12 protein-coding genes are annotated in these 13,968 nt (G+C 48.0%); 5 read left to right on the forward strand and 7 right to left on the reverse strand.

Annotated features, from left to right (window positions below):
• The first annotated feature begins 48 nt into the window (after nt 1–48).
• The 3 genes from AC5YB1_RS04300 to katB all read left to right on the forward strand — a co-directional run bounded on the left by AC5YB1_RS04300 (nt 49) and on the right by katB (nt 2,842).
• Nucleotides 49–486, forward strand: coding sequence for a PaaI family thioesterase (locus AC5YB1_RS04300; protein WP_494520850.1), 438 nt, complete (start codon nt 49–51; stop codon nt 484–486).
• A gap of 148 nt (nt 487–634) precedes the next feature.
• Nucleotides 635–883 carry a YgjV family protein gene (locus tag AC5YB1_RS04305; RefSeq protein WP_494520851.1) on the forward strand — a complete coding sequence of 83 codons (249 nt, stop codon included), beginning with the start codon at nt 635–637 and terminating at the stop codon, nt 881–883.
• A gap of 510 nt (nt 884–1,393) precedes the next feature.
• Entirely contained in the window at nt 1,394–2,842 is a 1,449-nt protein-coding gene (katB, locus tag AC5YB1_RS04310) for a catalase KatB (protein ID WP_494521577.1), read from the forward strand.
• 72 nt (nt 2,843–2,914) lie between these two features.
• Here the strand turns inward: katB and AC5YB1_RS04315 are convergent, their stop codons facing one another.
• Complete coding sequence (locus AC5YB1_RS04315) at nt 2,915–3,469, reverse strand: TMEM165/GDT1 family protein (protein WP_494520852.1); 555 nt, start codon at nt 3,467–3,469, stop codon at nt 2,915–2,917.
• 662 nt (nt 3,470–4,131) lie between these two features.
• Between AC5YB1_RS04315 and AC5YB1_RS04320 the strand changes: the two genes are divergently transcribed.
• Nucleotides 4,132–5,334 (forward strand): aromatic amino acid transport family protein, encoded by a 1,203-nt coding sequence (locus tag AC5YB1_RS04320; RefSeq protein WP_475514922.1) that lies wholly within the window; start codon nt 4,132–4,134, stop codon nt 5,332–5,334.
• 249 nt (nt 5,335–5,583) lie between these two features.
• Entirely contained in the window at nt 5,584–7,740 is a 2,157-nt protein-coding gene (locus AC5YB1_RS04325; RefSeq protein WP_494520853.1) for a S46 family peptidase, read from the forward strand.
• A gap of 121 nt (nt 7,741–7,861) precedes the next feature.
• Here AC5YB1_RS04325 and AC5YB1_RS04330 read toward each other — a convergent pair whose 3' ends face one another.
• From AC5YB1_RS04330 to AC5YB1_RS04355, 6 genes are all read right to left on the reverse strand, one after another.
• Nucleotides 7,862–8,533 (reverse strand): hypothetical protein, encoded by a 672-nt coding sequence (locus AC5YB1_RS04330; protein ID WP_494520854.1) that lies wholly within the window; start codon nt 8,531–8,533, stop codon nt 7,862–7,864.
• Between the two features lie 9 nt (nt 8,534–8,542).
• Complete coding sequence (gene parM, locus AC5YB1_RS04335) at nt 8,543–9,556, reverse strand: plasmid segregation protein ParM domain-containing protein (protein WP_494520855.1); 1,014 nt, start codon at nt 9,554–9,556, stop codon at nt 8,543–8,545.
• Nucleotides 9,557–9,918: 362 nt separating this feature from the next.
• The gene (locus AC5YB1_RS04340) at nt 9,919–10,476 is read right to left on the reverse strand and encodes a cyclase family protein (protein ID WP_494520856.1); all 558 of its coding nucleotides are present in this window, start codon (nt 10,474–10,476) and stop codon (nt 9,919–9,921) included.
• Between the two features lie 225 nt (nt 10,477–10,701).
• Complete coding sequence (locus AC5YB1_RS04345) at nt 10,702–11,418, reverse strand: pseudouridine synthase (RefSeq protein WP_494520857.1); 717 nt, start codon at nt 11,416–11,418, stop codon at nt 10,702–10,704.
• A 110-nt stretch (nt 11,419–11,528) separates the two neighbouring features.
• Nucleotides 11,529–12,230 carry a DUF998 domain-containing protein gene (locus tag AC5YB1_RS04350; RefSeq protein WP_494520858.1) on the reverse strand — a complete coding sequence of 234 codons (702 nt, stop codon included), beginning with the start codon at nt 12,228–12,230 and terminating at the stop codon, nt 11,529–11,531.
• A 236-nt stretch (nt 12,231–12,466) separates the two neighbouring features.
• The gene (locus AC5YB1_RS04355; protein ID WP_494521578.1) at nt 12,467–13,876 is read right to left on the reverse strand and encodes a Na+/H+ antiporter NhaC family protein; all 1,410 of its coding nucleotides are present in this window, start codon (nt 13,874–13,876) and stop codon (nt 12,467–12,469) included.
• Nucleotides 13,877–13,968 lie beyond the last annotated feature (92 nt).

A 13,968-nucleotide genomic window follows, 5' to 3' on the forward strand; every position in this document is an offset into this window, starting at 1 on the left:
CAATGACGCAGTAGACTAGCGTTTATTATCATTGAAATGGAATATCAGATGAGCATTTGGTTTAGACCCATTACCCTAGAAGATTGCGCCAAATTAGATGCCGGCATGCATGGCAAAGGCACCTTGATGCAGACTATGGGCATTAGCATTACTGAGATAGGCGATGACTACATGATTGCCACCATGGCTGCGACCCCCGCAATTCATAACCCGCTGGGGATAGTGCACGGCGGGGCCAATGTCGCCTTAGCCGAAACCGTCGCCAGTTACGCAGCCAATTTTGCCGTCGATTTTGAGCAGTATTACTGCGTCGGGCAAGAGATCAATGCCAACCACCTTAAGGCCTCTCGTAATGGGATTCTCACCGCGACCACTAAGCCAGTGCATTTGGGCAAACGCAGTTCGGTGTGGGAAATTCTGATCCATAACAGCGCCGGTGAACTCTGTTGTATTTCACGCATGACGGCGGCGGTGGTTAAACGTTAGCCCGATCTTGTTATGCTTAGGCGTAGTCGTTCCGTTGTGGGTTACACCAGCTTCGCCTAGGTGTTGCTAGGACAAGGGATCATGGCTGTCGCTTTACGCTTATGGTGTCCATAATAAGGATATTGACTGTTACCTCAATGGAGTGCGTATGGATAATGCAACGATATGGGAATGGGTTGGCTACTTAGCCTCTGTGGTGGTCGCCATCTCATTGATGATGGCGAACATTAAAAAGCTACGCTGGTGGAATCTCATTGGCGCCGCCTTATTTGTCGCCTACGGTGTGGCCATTGAGGCTTACCCCGTCGCCTTAGTGAACTTCTTTATTGTGCTGATTGACGCTTATTATCTGGTTAAGCTCTATCGTAAGCCACCGAGCCCTGTGCAGCGCCAGTGATCTCCCATCTTGTTTCTTTATTAGCTGTAACGTAGCGGCCTGTATTAGTCAGATAAATGGCTATCGCTAGCAACTTAACCGCTACGTATTTTACGCTTATTTTTCCTCTGATTTTTTAGTTTTTCCCCTTGGCGATAAACAGGCTGAGTTAGTCTCAATTAAGCCTGTTTAATCTGACTACCTCCTCTAGTTAATCTTAATACGGCCTTGTTAATTCAATAAACAGATTGCAACTATCAATTTTAATCTCTTTATTTGAATTGGTCGTCAACCTATGATGACGACATCGTAATTGCAGTGGCAAATATATAGGAGCATTAGCTATGACAACTATTTTCGATCTTATCGAACAGTGGGTTAATCACACTTCATAGTGATGGTCGCCAGCATGCAAACAATAGTACAGCAGCCACTTGTCGCGCCATAAAGCCGATAGTGATGCAAAAATAATATTAATTTTAATGGAGTAAACAGATGATAAACCAAGCGATGACAGCTCACACACCAGCCATGCTTACTAGCCAAAATGGCGCCCCGGTTACAGACGACCAAAACTCATTATCGGCAGGTGAACGTGGCCCACTGTTACTGCAAGACTGGCACTTAATCGAGAAGTTAGCTCACTTTAATCGTGAACGCATTCCTGAGCGTATCGTGCATGCTAAGGGGACGGGAGTGTATGGCACTTTTACACTGACAAAAGATTTAAGTGATTTCACCATTGCCGACCATTTTAATGGTGTGGGCAAACAAACCGAGACTTTTATGCGTTTCTCCACCGTTGGTGGTGAGATGGGATCGGCGGATGCTGAGCGTGACCCGCGTGGATTTGGGCTGCGCTTTTATACGACGCGCGGTAACCATGACATTGTGGGCAACAATACACCGACCTTCTTCTTGCGTGATGGCATTAAGTTTCCCGATTTCATTCACACGCAAAAGCGCAACCCACAAACCAATTTGAAAGATCCGCAGGCGATGTGGGACTTCTGGTCACTCAACCCTGAGGCGATGCATCAGGTAACGATATTAATGTCTGATCGTGGTATTCCTGCTAACTACCGCCAGATGCACGGTTATGGCTCGCACACCTTCTCGTTTTGGAATGCTAAAGGCGAGCGTTTTTGGGTGAAGTTCCACTTTAAATCGCAACAAGGGGTGGTCAACCTCACAACTGAGCAAGCCGATATATTAAAGGGGATCGATCCCGATTCATCTCAACGCGATATGGTGGCGGCAATCAATGATGGCAACTTCCCCCGCTGGACTGTTAATGTACAAATCATGCCTGAAGCCGATGCTAACACTTATCACATTAACCCGTTTGATTTGACTAAAGTGTGGCCACATAGTGACTACCCACTTATTGAAGTGGGCGTATTAGAGCTTAATCGTTTACCTCAAAATTACTTTGCCGAAGTAGAGCAGGTAGCACTGGCTCCAAGTAACTTAGTGCCAGGTGTGGGCGCATCGCCAGATAAGATGCTGCAAGCACGTTTGTTTGCCTATGCAGATGCACAGCGTTATCGCATTGGCGCCAACTATAACCAGTTGCCGGTTAACTGCCCCCATGCCACGCAAGCCAATCATCACCAACGTGGTGGTGCAATGGCAGGAACTCGATGTCCCTTTAGCGGCAGTCAAACTGGCGGCGATGCGAGTGTTAACTATGGGCCTAATAGCAGGGCCGCAGGCTTAGCTGAGCCTAAGATAGTCGCCGAGCCACCACTGCGACTCGAAGGAGAGGCAGCACGTTATAGTCGTTATGATCAAGACGATTATACTCAGGCCGGTAACTTATATCGCATCTTCTCCGAGGCGGAACAAGCGCGGTTAGTAGCCAATATTGCCGCTACGTTAAGTCAGGCCAGTGATGATGTGCAGCAACGTATGGTGCAGCACTTTACTCAAGCCGACAGTGGTTATGGTCAGCAAGTGCAACAGGCCTTAGGGTTATAAGTTTTAGTGCATGAAAAAGCCAGTGGCGTATACCATACCACTGGCTTTTTCATTATGTTGTTGGCTCACCGCTTAAAATAGCAAAGTGGCTAATCCCAACAGGGCAAAGAGTGCGGCGCAGCCACGGTGGATCCAGACCATAGGCAGCTTGTCGGCGCTAAAGTGGCCGGCAATCACCACTGGCACATTGGCAATCATCATGCCGAGCGTGGTGCCGACAACCACCAAGGCGAGGGCGTCATATTTAGCCGACAGTACGATGGTGGCTATCTGAGTCTTATCGCCCATCTCGGCTAAGAAAAACAGCACAAAGGTGGCAATAAAGGGACCCATCTTATAGAAGCGGCTCTCTTCGGCGTCGACTTTATCGGGCACTAATACCCACAGCGCGATGGCAAAAAAGGAGCCTGCGACAATATAGCGCGCCAGATCTGGACTGATCCAGTTGATGGCCCATTGGCCCAGCCACGCGGCAGCAAAGTGATTGGCAAGAGTCGCGAGTAAGATGCCTAAAATGATGGCGGTTTTATTTCTAAAGCGGGCGGCTAGTATTAATGCTAGCAGTTGAGTTTTATCACCAATTTCGGCAATTGCCACGGTGAAGGTTGACGCAAGTAGAGCTTCCATGAGGGTTCCTTAGGGGGCAAAAAATCCAAGCACAGTCCGCCGCCCCCTAAATTTGAGCGGTAACCGTGCTTAGGTCTTGCCGGGCAATATGCCAGCCGATATCGGCTATGCCTATTACTGTGAGCACCATGGCATAAGGCCAAGTATGTTGATACTCACCCATGACCCATTATCGAGTCACGTTAGCTACTCCCCTAAAGCAGTGGCGGCAGATTATACGGATCCAGGTTGATTAGGCAAGTCAGGCAGGCAGTTTTTTTGCCAAAAGTCGTATTGTTGTAATGGTGCTGCGTTACAGTTGTTTAAAGGATGTTGCCTAGGTGTATAAACTTGCTTTTGTTGCTGAAGTTGGCTTGTGCGCTGGGTTAGGCTCTGATATGGTCGCTAGCAGTCATATTAAAATTGTATAAAGGTAGTGATGAAAAAAGCCTATCGATATTTTTACCGATTTATACCGCCTCAGCGGCTTAGTTAAATAGATACTGGTAAAAATGATCATGTTAGCTAAGTTGTTGGGGCCCAACCATATCGCAGTAAGGTGCAGATGCACTAGACGATGGGGAGGCTTACAGTGGGTGCTACATGTTGCTAAAAATCCTCTTTCAATTGTCGTTCAAATCTGACCTTCCAACTCTTATAAAAATTAAAAACAGGACAATCTTGTGAATTCAAAAATGCTTGGTTCTATAGCCATTGTTGCAGGGACGGCAATCGGTGGGGGAATGTTGGCTTTGCCTCTGGCGACGGCGGCGTTAGGTAGCGTGGCTGCCATGGCTTTATTGGTGGTGATTTGGGGCGTATCGGCTTATACATCGCTGTTGATGTTAGAAATTAATCTTCGCTCTGGGGTGGGTGACAACGTGCATGCCATCACAGGTAAAACCTTAGGTAAAGTGGGTCAACTTGTTCAAGGGGGCTCATTTTTAAGCCTGCTTTATGCGTTGACCATGGTCTATTTGCTCGGTGGCTCCTCCTTATTAGTCTCTAAGCTCGATGGTTTGTTCGGCGTACAGCTCGACTCACACACTGCGATTATGCTGTTTACCCTGTTTTTTGGTGGTCTGATTGCGGTGGGGATCGCCTGGATCGATAAGATCTCGCGGGTACTTTTTTCTGCCATGGTGCTGTTATTAGTGCTGGTGGTGTTGTTTTTGTTGCCCGATGTGTCGTTGTCGAGCATGGCGGCAACAGCCGTTATTGAAGGCGTCGAGCAGGGCAGTTTTTCTGGTTACTTAATGGCGGCGGTGCCTGTGGTGTTTACCTCGTTTGGTTTCCACGTCTGTATTGCCACTTTAGTGGGTTACCTTGATGGCGACAGCGTTAAACTGCGTAAGGTATTGTTGATTGGCTCAACCATTCCACTGGCCTGCTATATATTTTGGCTGACGGTTACCTTAGGTACCGTGGGTGGCGATAGAATTAGTGGGTTTGATGGCTCGTTACCTCAGCTGATCAATGCGCTGCAAGCCTTGGCGCAATCATCGATTGTCAGCCAAAGCATCGCCTTCTTTGCCGACTTGGCGCTGATCACCTCGTTCCTTGGGGTCACCATGAGCCTGTTTGATTTTATTGCCGAGTTAACTCGGGCCAAAAGCAATGCGAGTGGCCGCTTACAGACTTGGTTATTAACTTTTATTCCGCCTTTGTTGTGTGCGATCTTCTACCCCGACGGCTTCGTCAAAGTACTGGGCTTTGCGGCTATCCCATTGGTGATGATGATCATTATTTTACCCATCTTGATGGCCATGCGTCAGCGTAAGCTAGCATTGGGAGGTTACCAAGTGATGGGCGGTACGCCAGCCTTATATGTGGCGGGCGCGCTAGGGGTGATGATCATTGCTTCGCAATTATGGGTGACCTTGTAGCATCACTTTAAGGCGGCATAACTTAACTCATGGTAAATGAGTCTTAGACGCCGCCCAAGTGGGTTATTTTTAAGGGTGTTATACGACCTATTTAGCGACACACCTCGTTACTTTTTTAGTCATTTTCTAAGCTATTTGTATACTAGCCATTTGTGATAAAGTCGGGTAATTGCCCGACTTTTTTATTGTCTGGGTATTGCTCAACAATTGAATCACTCGATATCTATAACGATAAAATGGACTTAAAAAATGAAAAAACTATTAATGACAGTGGCGTTTGCCGCTGCCTTTGGCGCGCAAGCCGATGAGGGCATGTGGCAGCCACATCAGCTGCCCGCGATGGCGGATGAGTTAAAAGCCAAAGGGCTTGAGATTGATGCCAAATCAATCTCTAAACTGACCGAATTTCCGATGAATGCCGTGATAAGTCTTGGTGGTTGTACGGCGTCATTTGTCTCTCCTAAAGGGCTGGTCGTGACTAACCATCACTGTGCCTATGGCTCAATTCAGTACAACTCAACCCCTGAGAACAACCTCCTCGAAGATGGCTTTTTAGCCAAAACCTTTGCCGATGAATTACCGGCCACACCCGGCTCACGCATCTATGTCACTGAAGCGGTGACCGATGTGACTGACAAGGTTAAAGCGGGCTTGGCGGAGAAAGAGGGGAACGCCTTCTATCAAGGGATTGAAGCCAAAGAAAAAGCCTTAGTGGCCGAGTGTGAGGCCGAAGGGGGCTATCGCTGTCAGGTATACAGTTTTCATGGCGGGCTAGAATATTATCTGGTTAAGCAATTGGAGATCCGCGACGTACGCTTAGTCTATAACCCAGCGGCAAGCGTGGGTAAGTATGGCGGCGATATCGACAACTGGATGTGGCCACGCCACACGGGTGATTTCTCTTTTTACCGTGGTTATGTGGCTAAAGATGGCAAGCCTGCCGATTTTAGCCAAGACAACGTGCCTTACGAGCCAAAGAGCTTCTTGAAAGTGTCGGCCAAAGGCGTCAGTGACGGTGATTTTGTGATGGTGGCCGGTTATCCGGGTCGCACCAATCGCTACCGCACTGCCAACGAAGTCCAAAATCAGTTTGAATGGGCATACCCTGAAGGCAAAATGCTGCGTGAGCGCTTTATCGAGATCATCAAAGAGACTGCGCCAGAGGGCAGCGATGAGCGCATCAAGTATGAAAGCTTGATTGCTGGATTGGCCAACTACGCGAAAAACTTCACCTCAATGATCGAGTTTTACGGTAAGTCGACCATGCTGGCCGATCGTCAAGCCGGTGAGGCCGAACTCGGGAAGTGGATTGCGCAAGATAGCGAGCGTAAGGCCAAATACGGTAAGACCCTTGCCGAGCTCGACAGCCTGATCGCCCAAAGCCAAGAGCACCAAGCGCGTAACATCATCTTGGGTTACTTAGGTTACACCACTATGTTACCCACCGCGCGCCAACTTTATCGCCTAGCCAATGAGAAGCAGCTTGACGATATGGCACGTGAGCCAGGTTACCAAGAGCGTGATATGACCCGCTTTAAGTCAGGCATGGAGCGTATCGACAGACGTTACGCTGCCAGTGTCGATAAAGCCGTGGTCTTTGACCTGCTTAAACGTTACGCCGCGCTGCCAGAAAGTGAGCATATTGCCGCACTCGATAAAGCCTTTGGTATCGATAAAAACTTTGATGCCGCCAAGCTCAGCAAGACGTTAGACAAGATGTACGCCAACACGCAACTGGACGACCAAGCCACGCGTTTGGCCTGGATGGACAAATCGGTAAGCGACTTTAAAGCCTCCAACGATCCCTTTATTCAGCTTGCGGTGGCTATGTATGACACCGATATGGCTGAAGAGCAAAAATCGAAGCAGCTGGCTGGTAAGCTGATGAAGGTGCGCCCACAATATATGGACGCCATCATCGCTTATAACAAGCAGTTAGGTAAGCCAGTTTACGCCGATGCCAACTCAAGCTTGCGTGTTACCGTGGGCCATGTGAAGGGCTATTCACCACAAGATGGTTTACAGGCGGTGCCTTTTACTCGTCTCGAAGGCATTTTGGCTAAAGACACTGGCGTGTCACCATTTGATGCCCCTAAGAAGCAGTTAGAGCTAATTAAGCAAAAGCAGTATGGTGATTTCTATATGAAGTCTATCGACTCAGTGCCGGTTAACTTCCTGTCGACCTTAGACACCACTGGCGGCAACTCTGGCTCGCCAACCTTAAATGGTCGCGCCGAGCTTGTGGGTCTGCTGTTTGATGGTGTGTATGAGAGCATCATTGGTGATTGGGGCTACGATCCTGACACCAACCGTTCTATCCAGGTCGATAGCCGTTATATGCTGTGGGTCATGAAATACTTAGATAATGCCGATAACCTGCTAGAAGAGATGGAAATTGTGCATTAATCACCGGCGATTAACCCTGCGTGGTTAATATGTGCCGCCACTAAAAAAGGGGCTTAAGTTATCACTTAAGCCCCTTTTTACGCATAGATAGTTTTACGCATAGGTGGGGTGATAAAACGGCCTACCACAGCCCTTTTGATTTCACTCGGCTGGCACGTTCAAGCTGAGTCGTGAGACTCGGTGCGTCATCGGTGGCAGCGGGTGTCGCTGGCGTTTGCGCTAATTGACTGCGCAGCGCCTTTATCTGTGCCATCAACTGCTCTTGCCCTTGCTTAAGCTGACTGAACTGAGTGGCCAACTCGGCGTGTGGCTGCGCGGTTTCTGCTACCGCGGGTAGTTGACTGAGCTGGTGACTTAACTGTTCTTGCCCCTGTTGTAACTGCTCAAGTTGCTGCTCAATAGCGCTAAAGTCCACGTTGCTTGTTGGCTGTGGCACGTTTGCGCGCTCAACCATTGCGGTTAACTTTTGCCACTGCTGCTCAGATAGCCCCTTATCTTCGCTGGCGTCTAACGCGAGGCCAGCTGAGTGAAGTTGGCAGGCTAAGGTGTGACAGTTCACCTTGTCTTGTAGCAGGGTTTGGCTCAGCATCGATGGCAGTTGTGGCGCCAATTCATGCAGGAATAATCCTGACAGATACAGGTCTCGATGAAACTGGGTGCGGCGCTGCTGCACGATATCTGGTTCATCATTACGCGCTTTTTCCTGCTGTTGCCAACGCCTTAGGGCTTTTATGGCATAGCTGTGGGCGTCGTGGATCTCAGGCTCAAGTCCTACATTGAATCGAATGCGCATAATGGTCCTTTAACCCGCTTCAGCAGGCTCAGCGGCGTGGTAGCAACAGATCTCTCTCGATAATGCTTCTTGAGGATCTTTGACCATCACAATCTTATCGCCCAGCGAAGGGTAGGCATTGCGGATCGCGCTTTCAATCAGCATAGCGCCGCCACCGACTAAATAGATCCGGTTTGGATTACGGGTAAAGGTTTTTGCCTCATAGGCAACCGCGGCGCCGAGCTCGGCAATTTTGTCCTCAATTCGCGCTAATACCCAATCGACTTTGCTGATGTCGTTAATCACCTCTTCCACAAATTCACGGTTATGGCGACGCTTAATCAATTCATTGGCGACCAAGTAGCTGGCATCGCTGTCTGCAGCTGACAGCGCTTTTCTTGCCGCGTTGGTCACCATAGAAACACCAATTTCGGCATTGCCATACACGGCCGACACATCGTCGAACTCGCCGACAATGACGCCCATATCTAAGGTAGTGCCGCCGCAATCAATCACCAAGGATTTGGCAAACTCATTGACGCCTGAGTCCATCAGAGTGGTTAGCACGGCAGGTAGGCTCTCAGGTAGCACTTCAACATCGACGATAGTGAATAACTCGCCTTTATTGAGGCTGATTTCTCGCACCAAGTTAGCTTTCTTGCGGGCGATATTCTCTTCGTTTTTCTGGCAGTCATCGGCCTTGTAGTACTCGGTGATGGGCAGTGTGACCAGAATGCTTACTGGGCCCGGTTTCACGCCAGTTTGCAGCAGCGCATGGTGGACCGATAGCAGGTTTAAGTCGTCATATTGGAAGGCAACGTGAGTGGTCGACAGCGCCTTATCTGATGTGGCGTCATAGGTGTACTTGGTCGAGGCGATTTGATAGTTAAAGACCTTGCGGTCATTCAGCAAAGCGGCACTTTTCCAGTCTTTACGAAAAGAGTTGGGGGAAGTCACGCTGCGCACTACGCCGTTTTCAATCCAGCTGATTTTCACATTAGTCGAGCCATCATCGATAGCAAATTTTGTCATGCTTGAATGCATTACCGTTCCTTAAAATAAACCCATTTTTGCATGTTAATACGACCCAATTGGCGCATAACTGAAATCGTTTGCTGATTTATTTTAAGGTGACGCTGTTGGTTACCCAGTAGCGTTAGCCTTCGAATGAAAGTATCGGCATTTTTTGGCTTGTAGGGTTTAGCTGAATGGGTTTTATTTATTGATGGTAGCGTTAACCCGCTTGGCAACCAATGGTTTGCTGCATGCCTTCGTGCAGGTACTTCTTCGGCACACTGCTTTTTTGTTAAACATGCGATTTCATCCCTGAAATAGAAGGGCTCAGCGGCACAAACACGTAGTCAACGCAAAGCAAAAAAGTGAGGTTTTGAGATGGGGACATATTTTTAGGCGCAAAGTGCTATAACTTCGCATCTTTTACCCGTTGATTGTGATGATTTATCAAACTCGATCTGTAATTTTTTAATTGTACTAACGGTGATTTTAGATAAGTTCACATTCTCTATTACGAAGCAGCCTTTTGACTCACACCTTTTATCAAACCTGATATGCTCATCACCGTGTGTGCCTATTCCGTAGCTGTCAATAACGATAAATGCTGGGGATTTTTCTAGGAGTGCATCAAGCACTTTAGCTGTGACCGAAGTATCCATAGCACCATAGTCGGGTGTTCCATAACTATTTTTTTCGATATTCCCAGTAAACAGCACTAATGCTTTACTTGAAATATCTAGATGCTCAATATCGCTAGTTGAAGGCATTCCATTCGTACAGTCTAGAATCTCTGCTTCAACCTCATATTTGGCTTCTGCTGGTTCTGATTCGTAGCAATCAATATGCGTCCCTATATGACCAAAAGCGCTAACAGAGTCCGATTGTTTTTTAGCCCATTCGTATGCAGGGTGTCCCTCTTCTATCAACAGACTTAGTGGTTCTTTGTGCATATACAACCTCGATAAAAATGGACACACGTTAAATTACTTTGTTGCTCAAAAATGTCAATTGATGCTGCACTCATCGAAGTAAAAGAGTGCTTTCACATAAGCCTGCGGCAGGCAATTAACAACCATGAATGTACGACCCTCAAACCTAATTAATCCATTTCGGCTTGCCAAACGCGACTCACACAAAACTCAAAAATGCCACCCCTTGATTCTAAGGCCAACCGCTTATGCAATACTGGCTTGCAAGGCGGTTAATTCATCATTGGTTAATGGGCGCAATTGCCCGGGCGGCAAGGCGCCAAGAGATAAAGACTCAATGGCCACACGCTCAAGGTCGATGACCCGATAACCGAGCGCCTGACTCATACGACGTATCTGGCGGTTTAACCCTTGGGTAAGCACTATCTCAAACTGAGTGTCATCTAAACGCCGCACTTGGCAGGGCAAGGTGGTGAGGTTTTTATAGCTGACCCCGGCTGCCATTTGGGTGATAAATTGCTCATCGAACGCTTTATTGAGTCGCACTTGATAACGTTTGCGATGGTGAAAGTCGGGGTGCATTAATCGCTGCGTCAATTCACCATCGTTGGTCAGCAGTAATAAGCCGCGCGAATCTTTATCTAGCCGCCCCACAGGATAGAGGCGTGGCTGCTTGGGCAGCAGATGCCATAGGCTAGATGGGTCGTGGGGTAGCAGGCGGCAGTCGGTACCGACCTGTTTGTTGAGCATCCAATATTGCTTGTGCTCCACCGCTGGCAAAGGCTTGCCTTGATAACAAACTTGTTGCTGCGCCGTTTGGCCTTGTGGAGTGTCGATAAGAGTGACGCTGTCGATATGGTTAGCTAAACGGCCATCGATGGTAATTTGGCTATCACGGATAAGCCGGGTTGCACCGCGACGAGAACATAAACCGGTGAGGGCAATATATTGAGCTAAGCGCATGACGGACTCTGATTAATCTAAATCGGGATTGGAGAAGGTATTATAGTCAGATACTTCAATAGATTAACGAACTATATTATTTATCCTGCAATCGACTCAATAGCCAGTGCCTAGTAGGTGATCGCCAATTTGGCCGATATTGACTCGTAATAGCTTTTTTTCGCCAGCGTTTTGATGCTGAGTGCCAGTATGATGCACCAGATGAGTACCAAGTGGATTTGGCACCACAGCAAGTAGGTCAGTAAACAGGGTGCTTGTTCGCCATGGGGGCAAGGAGCAAAACTTAAGTCAGTCCAGTTGAGCATGCCCGCCAGTACGGACGCGCAACAGACCCCAAGCAGACTGACAATAACCAAGGGGGTTGGGCAGATGTTTTTATGATGAATGTGACCCAGTAGGCTAATGCAGTAGAGGCTTAGGGTACTGATTAAAAAAATGGTCGAAAATAACCTGTGTTCAAATAGGTAATTAATCGGATAGATCCCCATAAGTATGATGCTAATACCTACCGCTGACCCAGCCAGTGCGATGGCGTAACTAAATCGATTCAGCGCTAGCTGCTGTAAACCATACATCGCCAGTAACATGCAGATGCCGGTGAGGATCAGCCCCATATTAAAAATATAAGCCAGTGGCGAGCGAATATAGTTGCCGAGATTGCTGGGGAGTTGGCTAAAAATTAAATTGCCAATTTGTTGATACTGAGCGAGTAAGGTGATCGAGATACCTAGAATAGCGATAACAGTGCCAGCCAAAATAGTAAACACCACCAGGCGGTGAAAATCGTAATTAATTGGGTTGTATGTCGTCATAACATCGCCAGTTAGGAGTGCGATAAATAAAAAAGGAGCGCAGTGTAGCTGCACTCCTTTGATTCATTCGGCGCATGCCTAAGCATGTTTGATATCGTCAATATTAGTGGTTACTCAACGATATAGCTTGCATGTGCCTTATATTCCTATGGCGACAGTCTAAACCATAATTAACTATTAATACACGACTCTAATCAAGTTTGTAACACCTGATTCAGCTTGTATCAAGCTTATGCTTAGTGGCGTTTTCGTAAAATCACAATCGCGATAGCAACCACGGCCAGCACCATGCAGTACCATGCGTGACTCACAGCCTCAATGGGGCTGATGGTAAAGATAGAGGCGATCAATAATGCCTGTGCACCATAAGGGATCAGTCCCTGCACTATGCAGGAAAAGATATCTAAGATACTGGCCGCACGTTTAGGCGTAACTTGATGTTTCTCGGCTAAGTCTTTGGCGATATTACCCGTTACCACAATCGAAACCGTGTTATTGGCCACACAGGTGTTGGTCAGAGCAACCATGCCCGCAATACCCAGCTCAGAGGCGCGGGTCGATGCTTCACCTTTATGCTTGGAAAAACGGGCGATCAATTTTTCAATCTGTTTATTAACAAACGCTAAGCCGCCTTGTTGCTGCATTAAGGCCGCAAGCCCACCCACTAACATCGACAGAATAAAGATCTCCTGCATGTTGGTGAAACCGGCATAGATATCTTTACCAAAGATGATGAAGTCATAGTCGCTAGTGACTAAGCCCACCGCGCCTGCCAGCAGTATGCCCACGGTTAACACCATAAACACGTTAAGCCCTGAGACTGCCAAGACTAAAATGGTTAAGTAAGGGATCACATTAATAACATCAATTTCTTGTGGGGCAACATCCGCTTGGCCTTGGCCAGCTAGGGTAAATAAGATCATGGTAATGATGGCCGCCGGAATGGCAAAAATCAGGTTTTCTCTGAATTTGTCTTTCATGTGACAGCCTTGGGTGCGGGTCGAGGCGATAGTGGTGTCAGAAATAATCGACAAGTTATCACCAAATAACGCGCCGGAGATCACCGCCCCCGCCATTATCGCTAGCTCGATTTGAGCTTCATTTGCTACGCCGAGCGCAATCGGAGCCACTGCAGCGATGGTGCCCATTGAGGTGCCCATGGCGGTAGCAATAAAGGCGGCAATCACAAAAAACCCTGGTAGTAATAGGTTAGAGGGCACTAACGATAGCCCTAAAGCAACGGTGGCATCGACGCCGCCAGTGGCCTTGGCAACTGAGGCAAATGCGCCCGCCAGTAAATAGATTAAACACATGGCAATAATATTGGAGTGACCAATACCGGCGATAAAGGTCTCTATCCCTTGGTTGAGCTTCTGCTTAGAGATCAGCAGCGCCAGTATGATGGCGGGTAAAATCGCAATGACGCTGGGAACTTGATAAAAGGCAAAGTCTACCCCTTGGTTTTGAAAGTAGACGCCAGCGCCAATAAATAGCGCCAAAAATACCAGCAGGGGCAGTAGGGCAATAAAGGATGCCTGTGGCTCATTAGAGGCGGTGGCATGTTGCTCATGTGTTGGTCTAGTCAATGTGCTTCTCTCACTTCTTACGTCTCGCTCGCGAGTACGTGTCGTTAAAACAGGATGCAGACCCAAGTTCCCATGCCCTCCTTGCTGGAACCTACCGCAGTTATGCGACAGGGGTCATCTCAATTAGCAAGAGGATATGAGATTGAAAGACG

This window comes from Shewanella sp. 433 (assembly GCF_059338565.1).

Bases quoted from the DNA above. Each gene is read 5' to 3' on its own strand.
- AC5YB1_RS04315 (WP_494520852.1), bottom strand. From the start codon at position 3,469: ATGGAAGCTCTACTTGCGTCAACCTTCACCGTGGCAATTGCCGAAATT.
- AC5YB1_RS04325 (WP_494520853.1), top strand. From the start codon at position 5,584: ATGAAAAAACTATTAATGACAGTGGCGTTTGCCGCTGCCTTTGGCGCG.
- AC5YB1_RS04350 (WP_494520858.1), bottom strand. From the start codon at position 12,230: ATGACGACATACAACCCAATTAATTACGATTTTCACCGCCTGGTGGTG.
- AC5YB1_RS04345 (WP_494520857.1), bottom strand. From the start codon at position 11,418: ATGCGCTTAGCTCAATATATTGCCCTCACCGGTTTATGTTCTCGTCGC.
- AC5YB1_RS04305 (WP_494520851.1), top strand. From the start codon at position 635: ATGGATAATGCAACGATATGGGAATGGGTTGGCTACTTAGCCTCTGTG.
- AC5YB1_RS04340 (WP_494520856.1), bottom strand. From the start codon at position 10,476: ATGCACAAAGAACCACTAAGTCTGTTGATAGAAGAGGGACACCCTGCA.
- parM (WP_494520855.1), bottom strand. From the start codon at position 9,556: ATGCATTCAAGCATGACAAAATTTGCTATCGATGATGGCTCGACTAAT.
- AC5YB1_RS04300 (WP_494520850.1), top strand. From the start codon at position 49: ATGAGCATTTGGTTTAGACCCATTACCCTAGAAGATTGCGCCAAATTA.
- AC5YB1_RS04330 (WP_494520854.1), bottom strand. From the start codon at position 8,533: ATGCGCATTCGATTCAATGTAGGACTTGAGCCTGAGATCCACGACGCC.
- katB (WP_494521577.1), top strand. From the start codon at position 1,394: ATGCTTACTAGCCAAAATGGCGCCCCGGTTACAGACGACCAAAACTCA.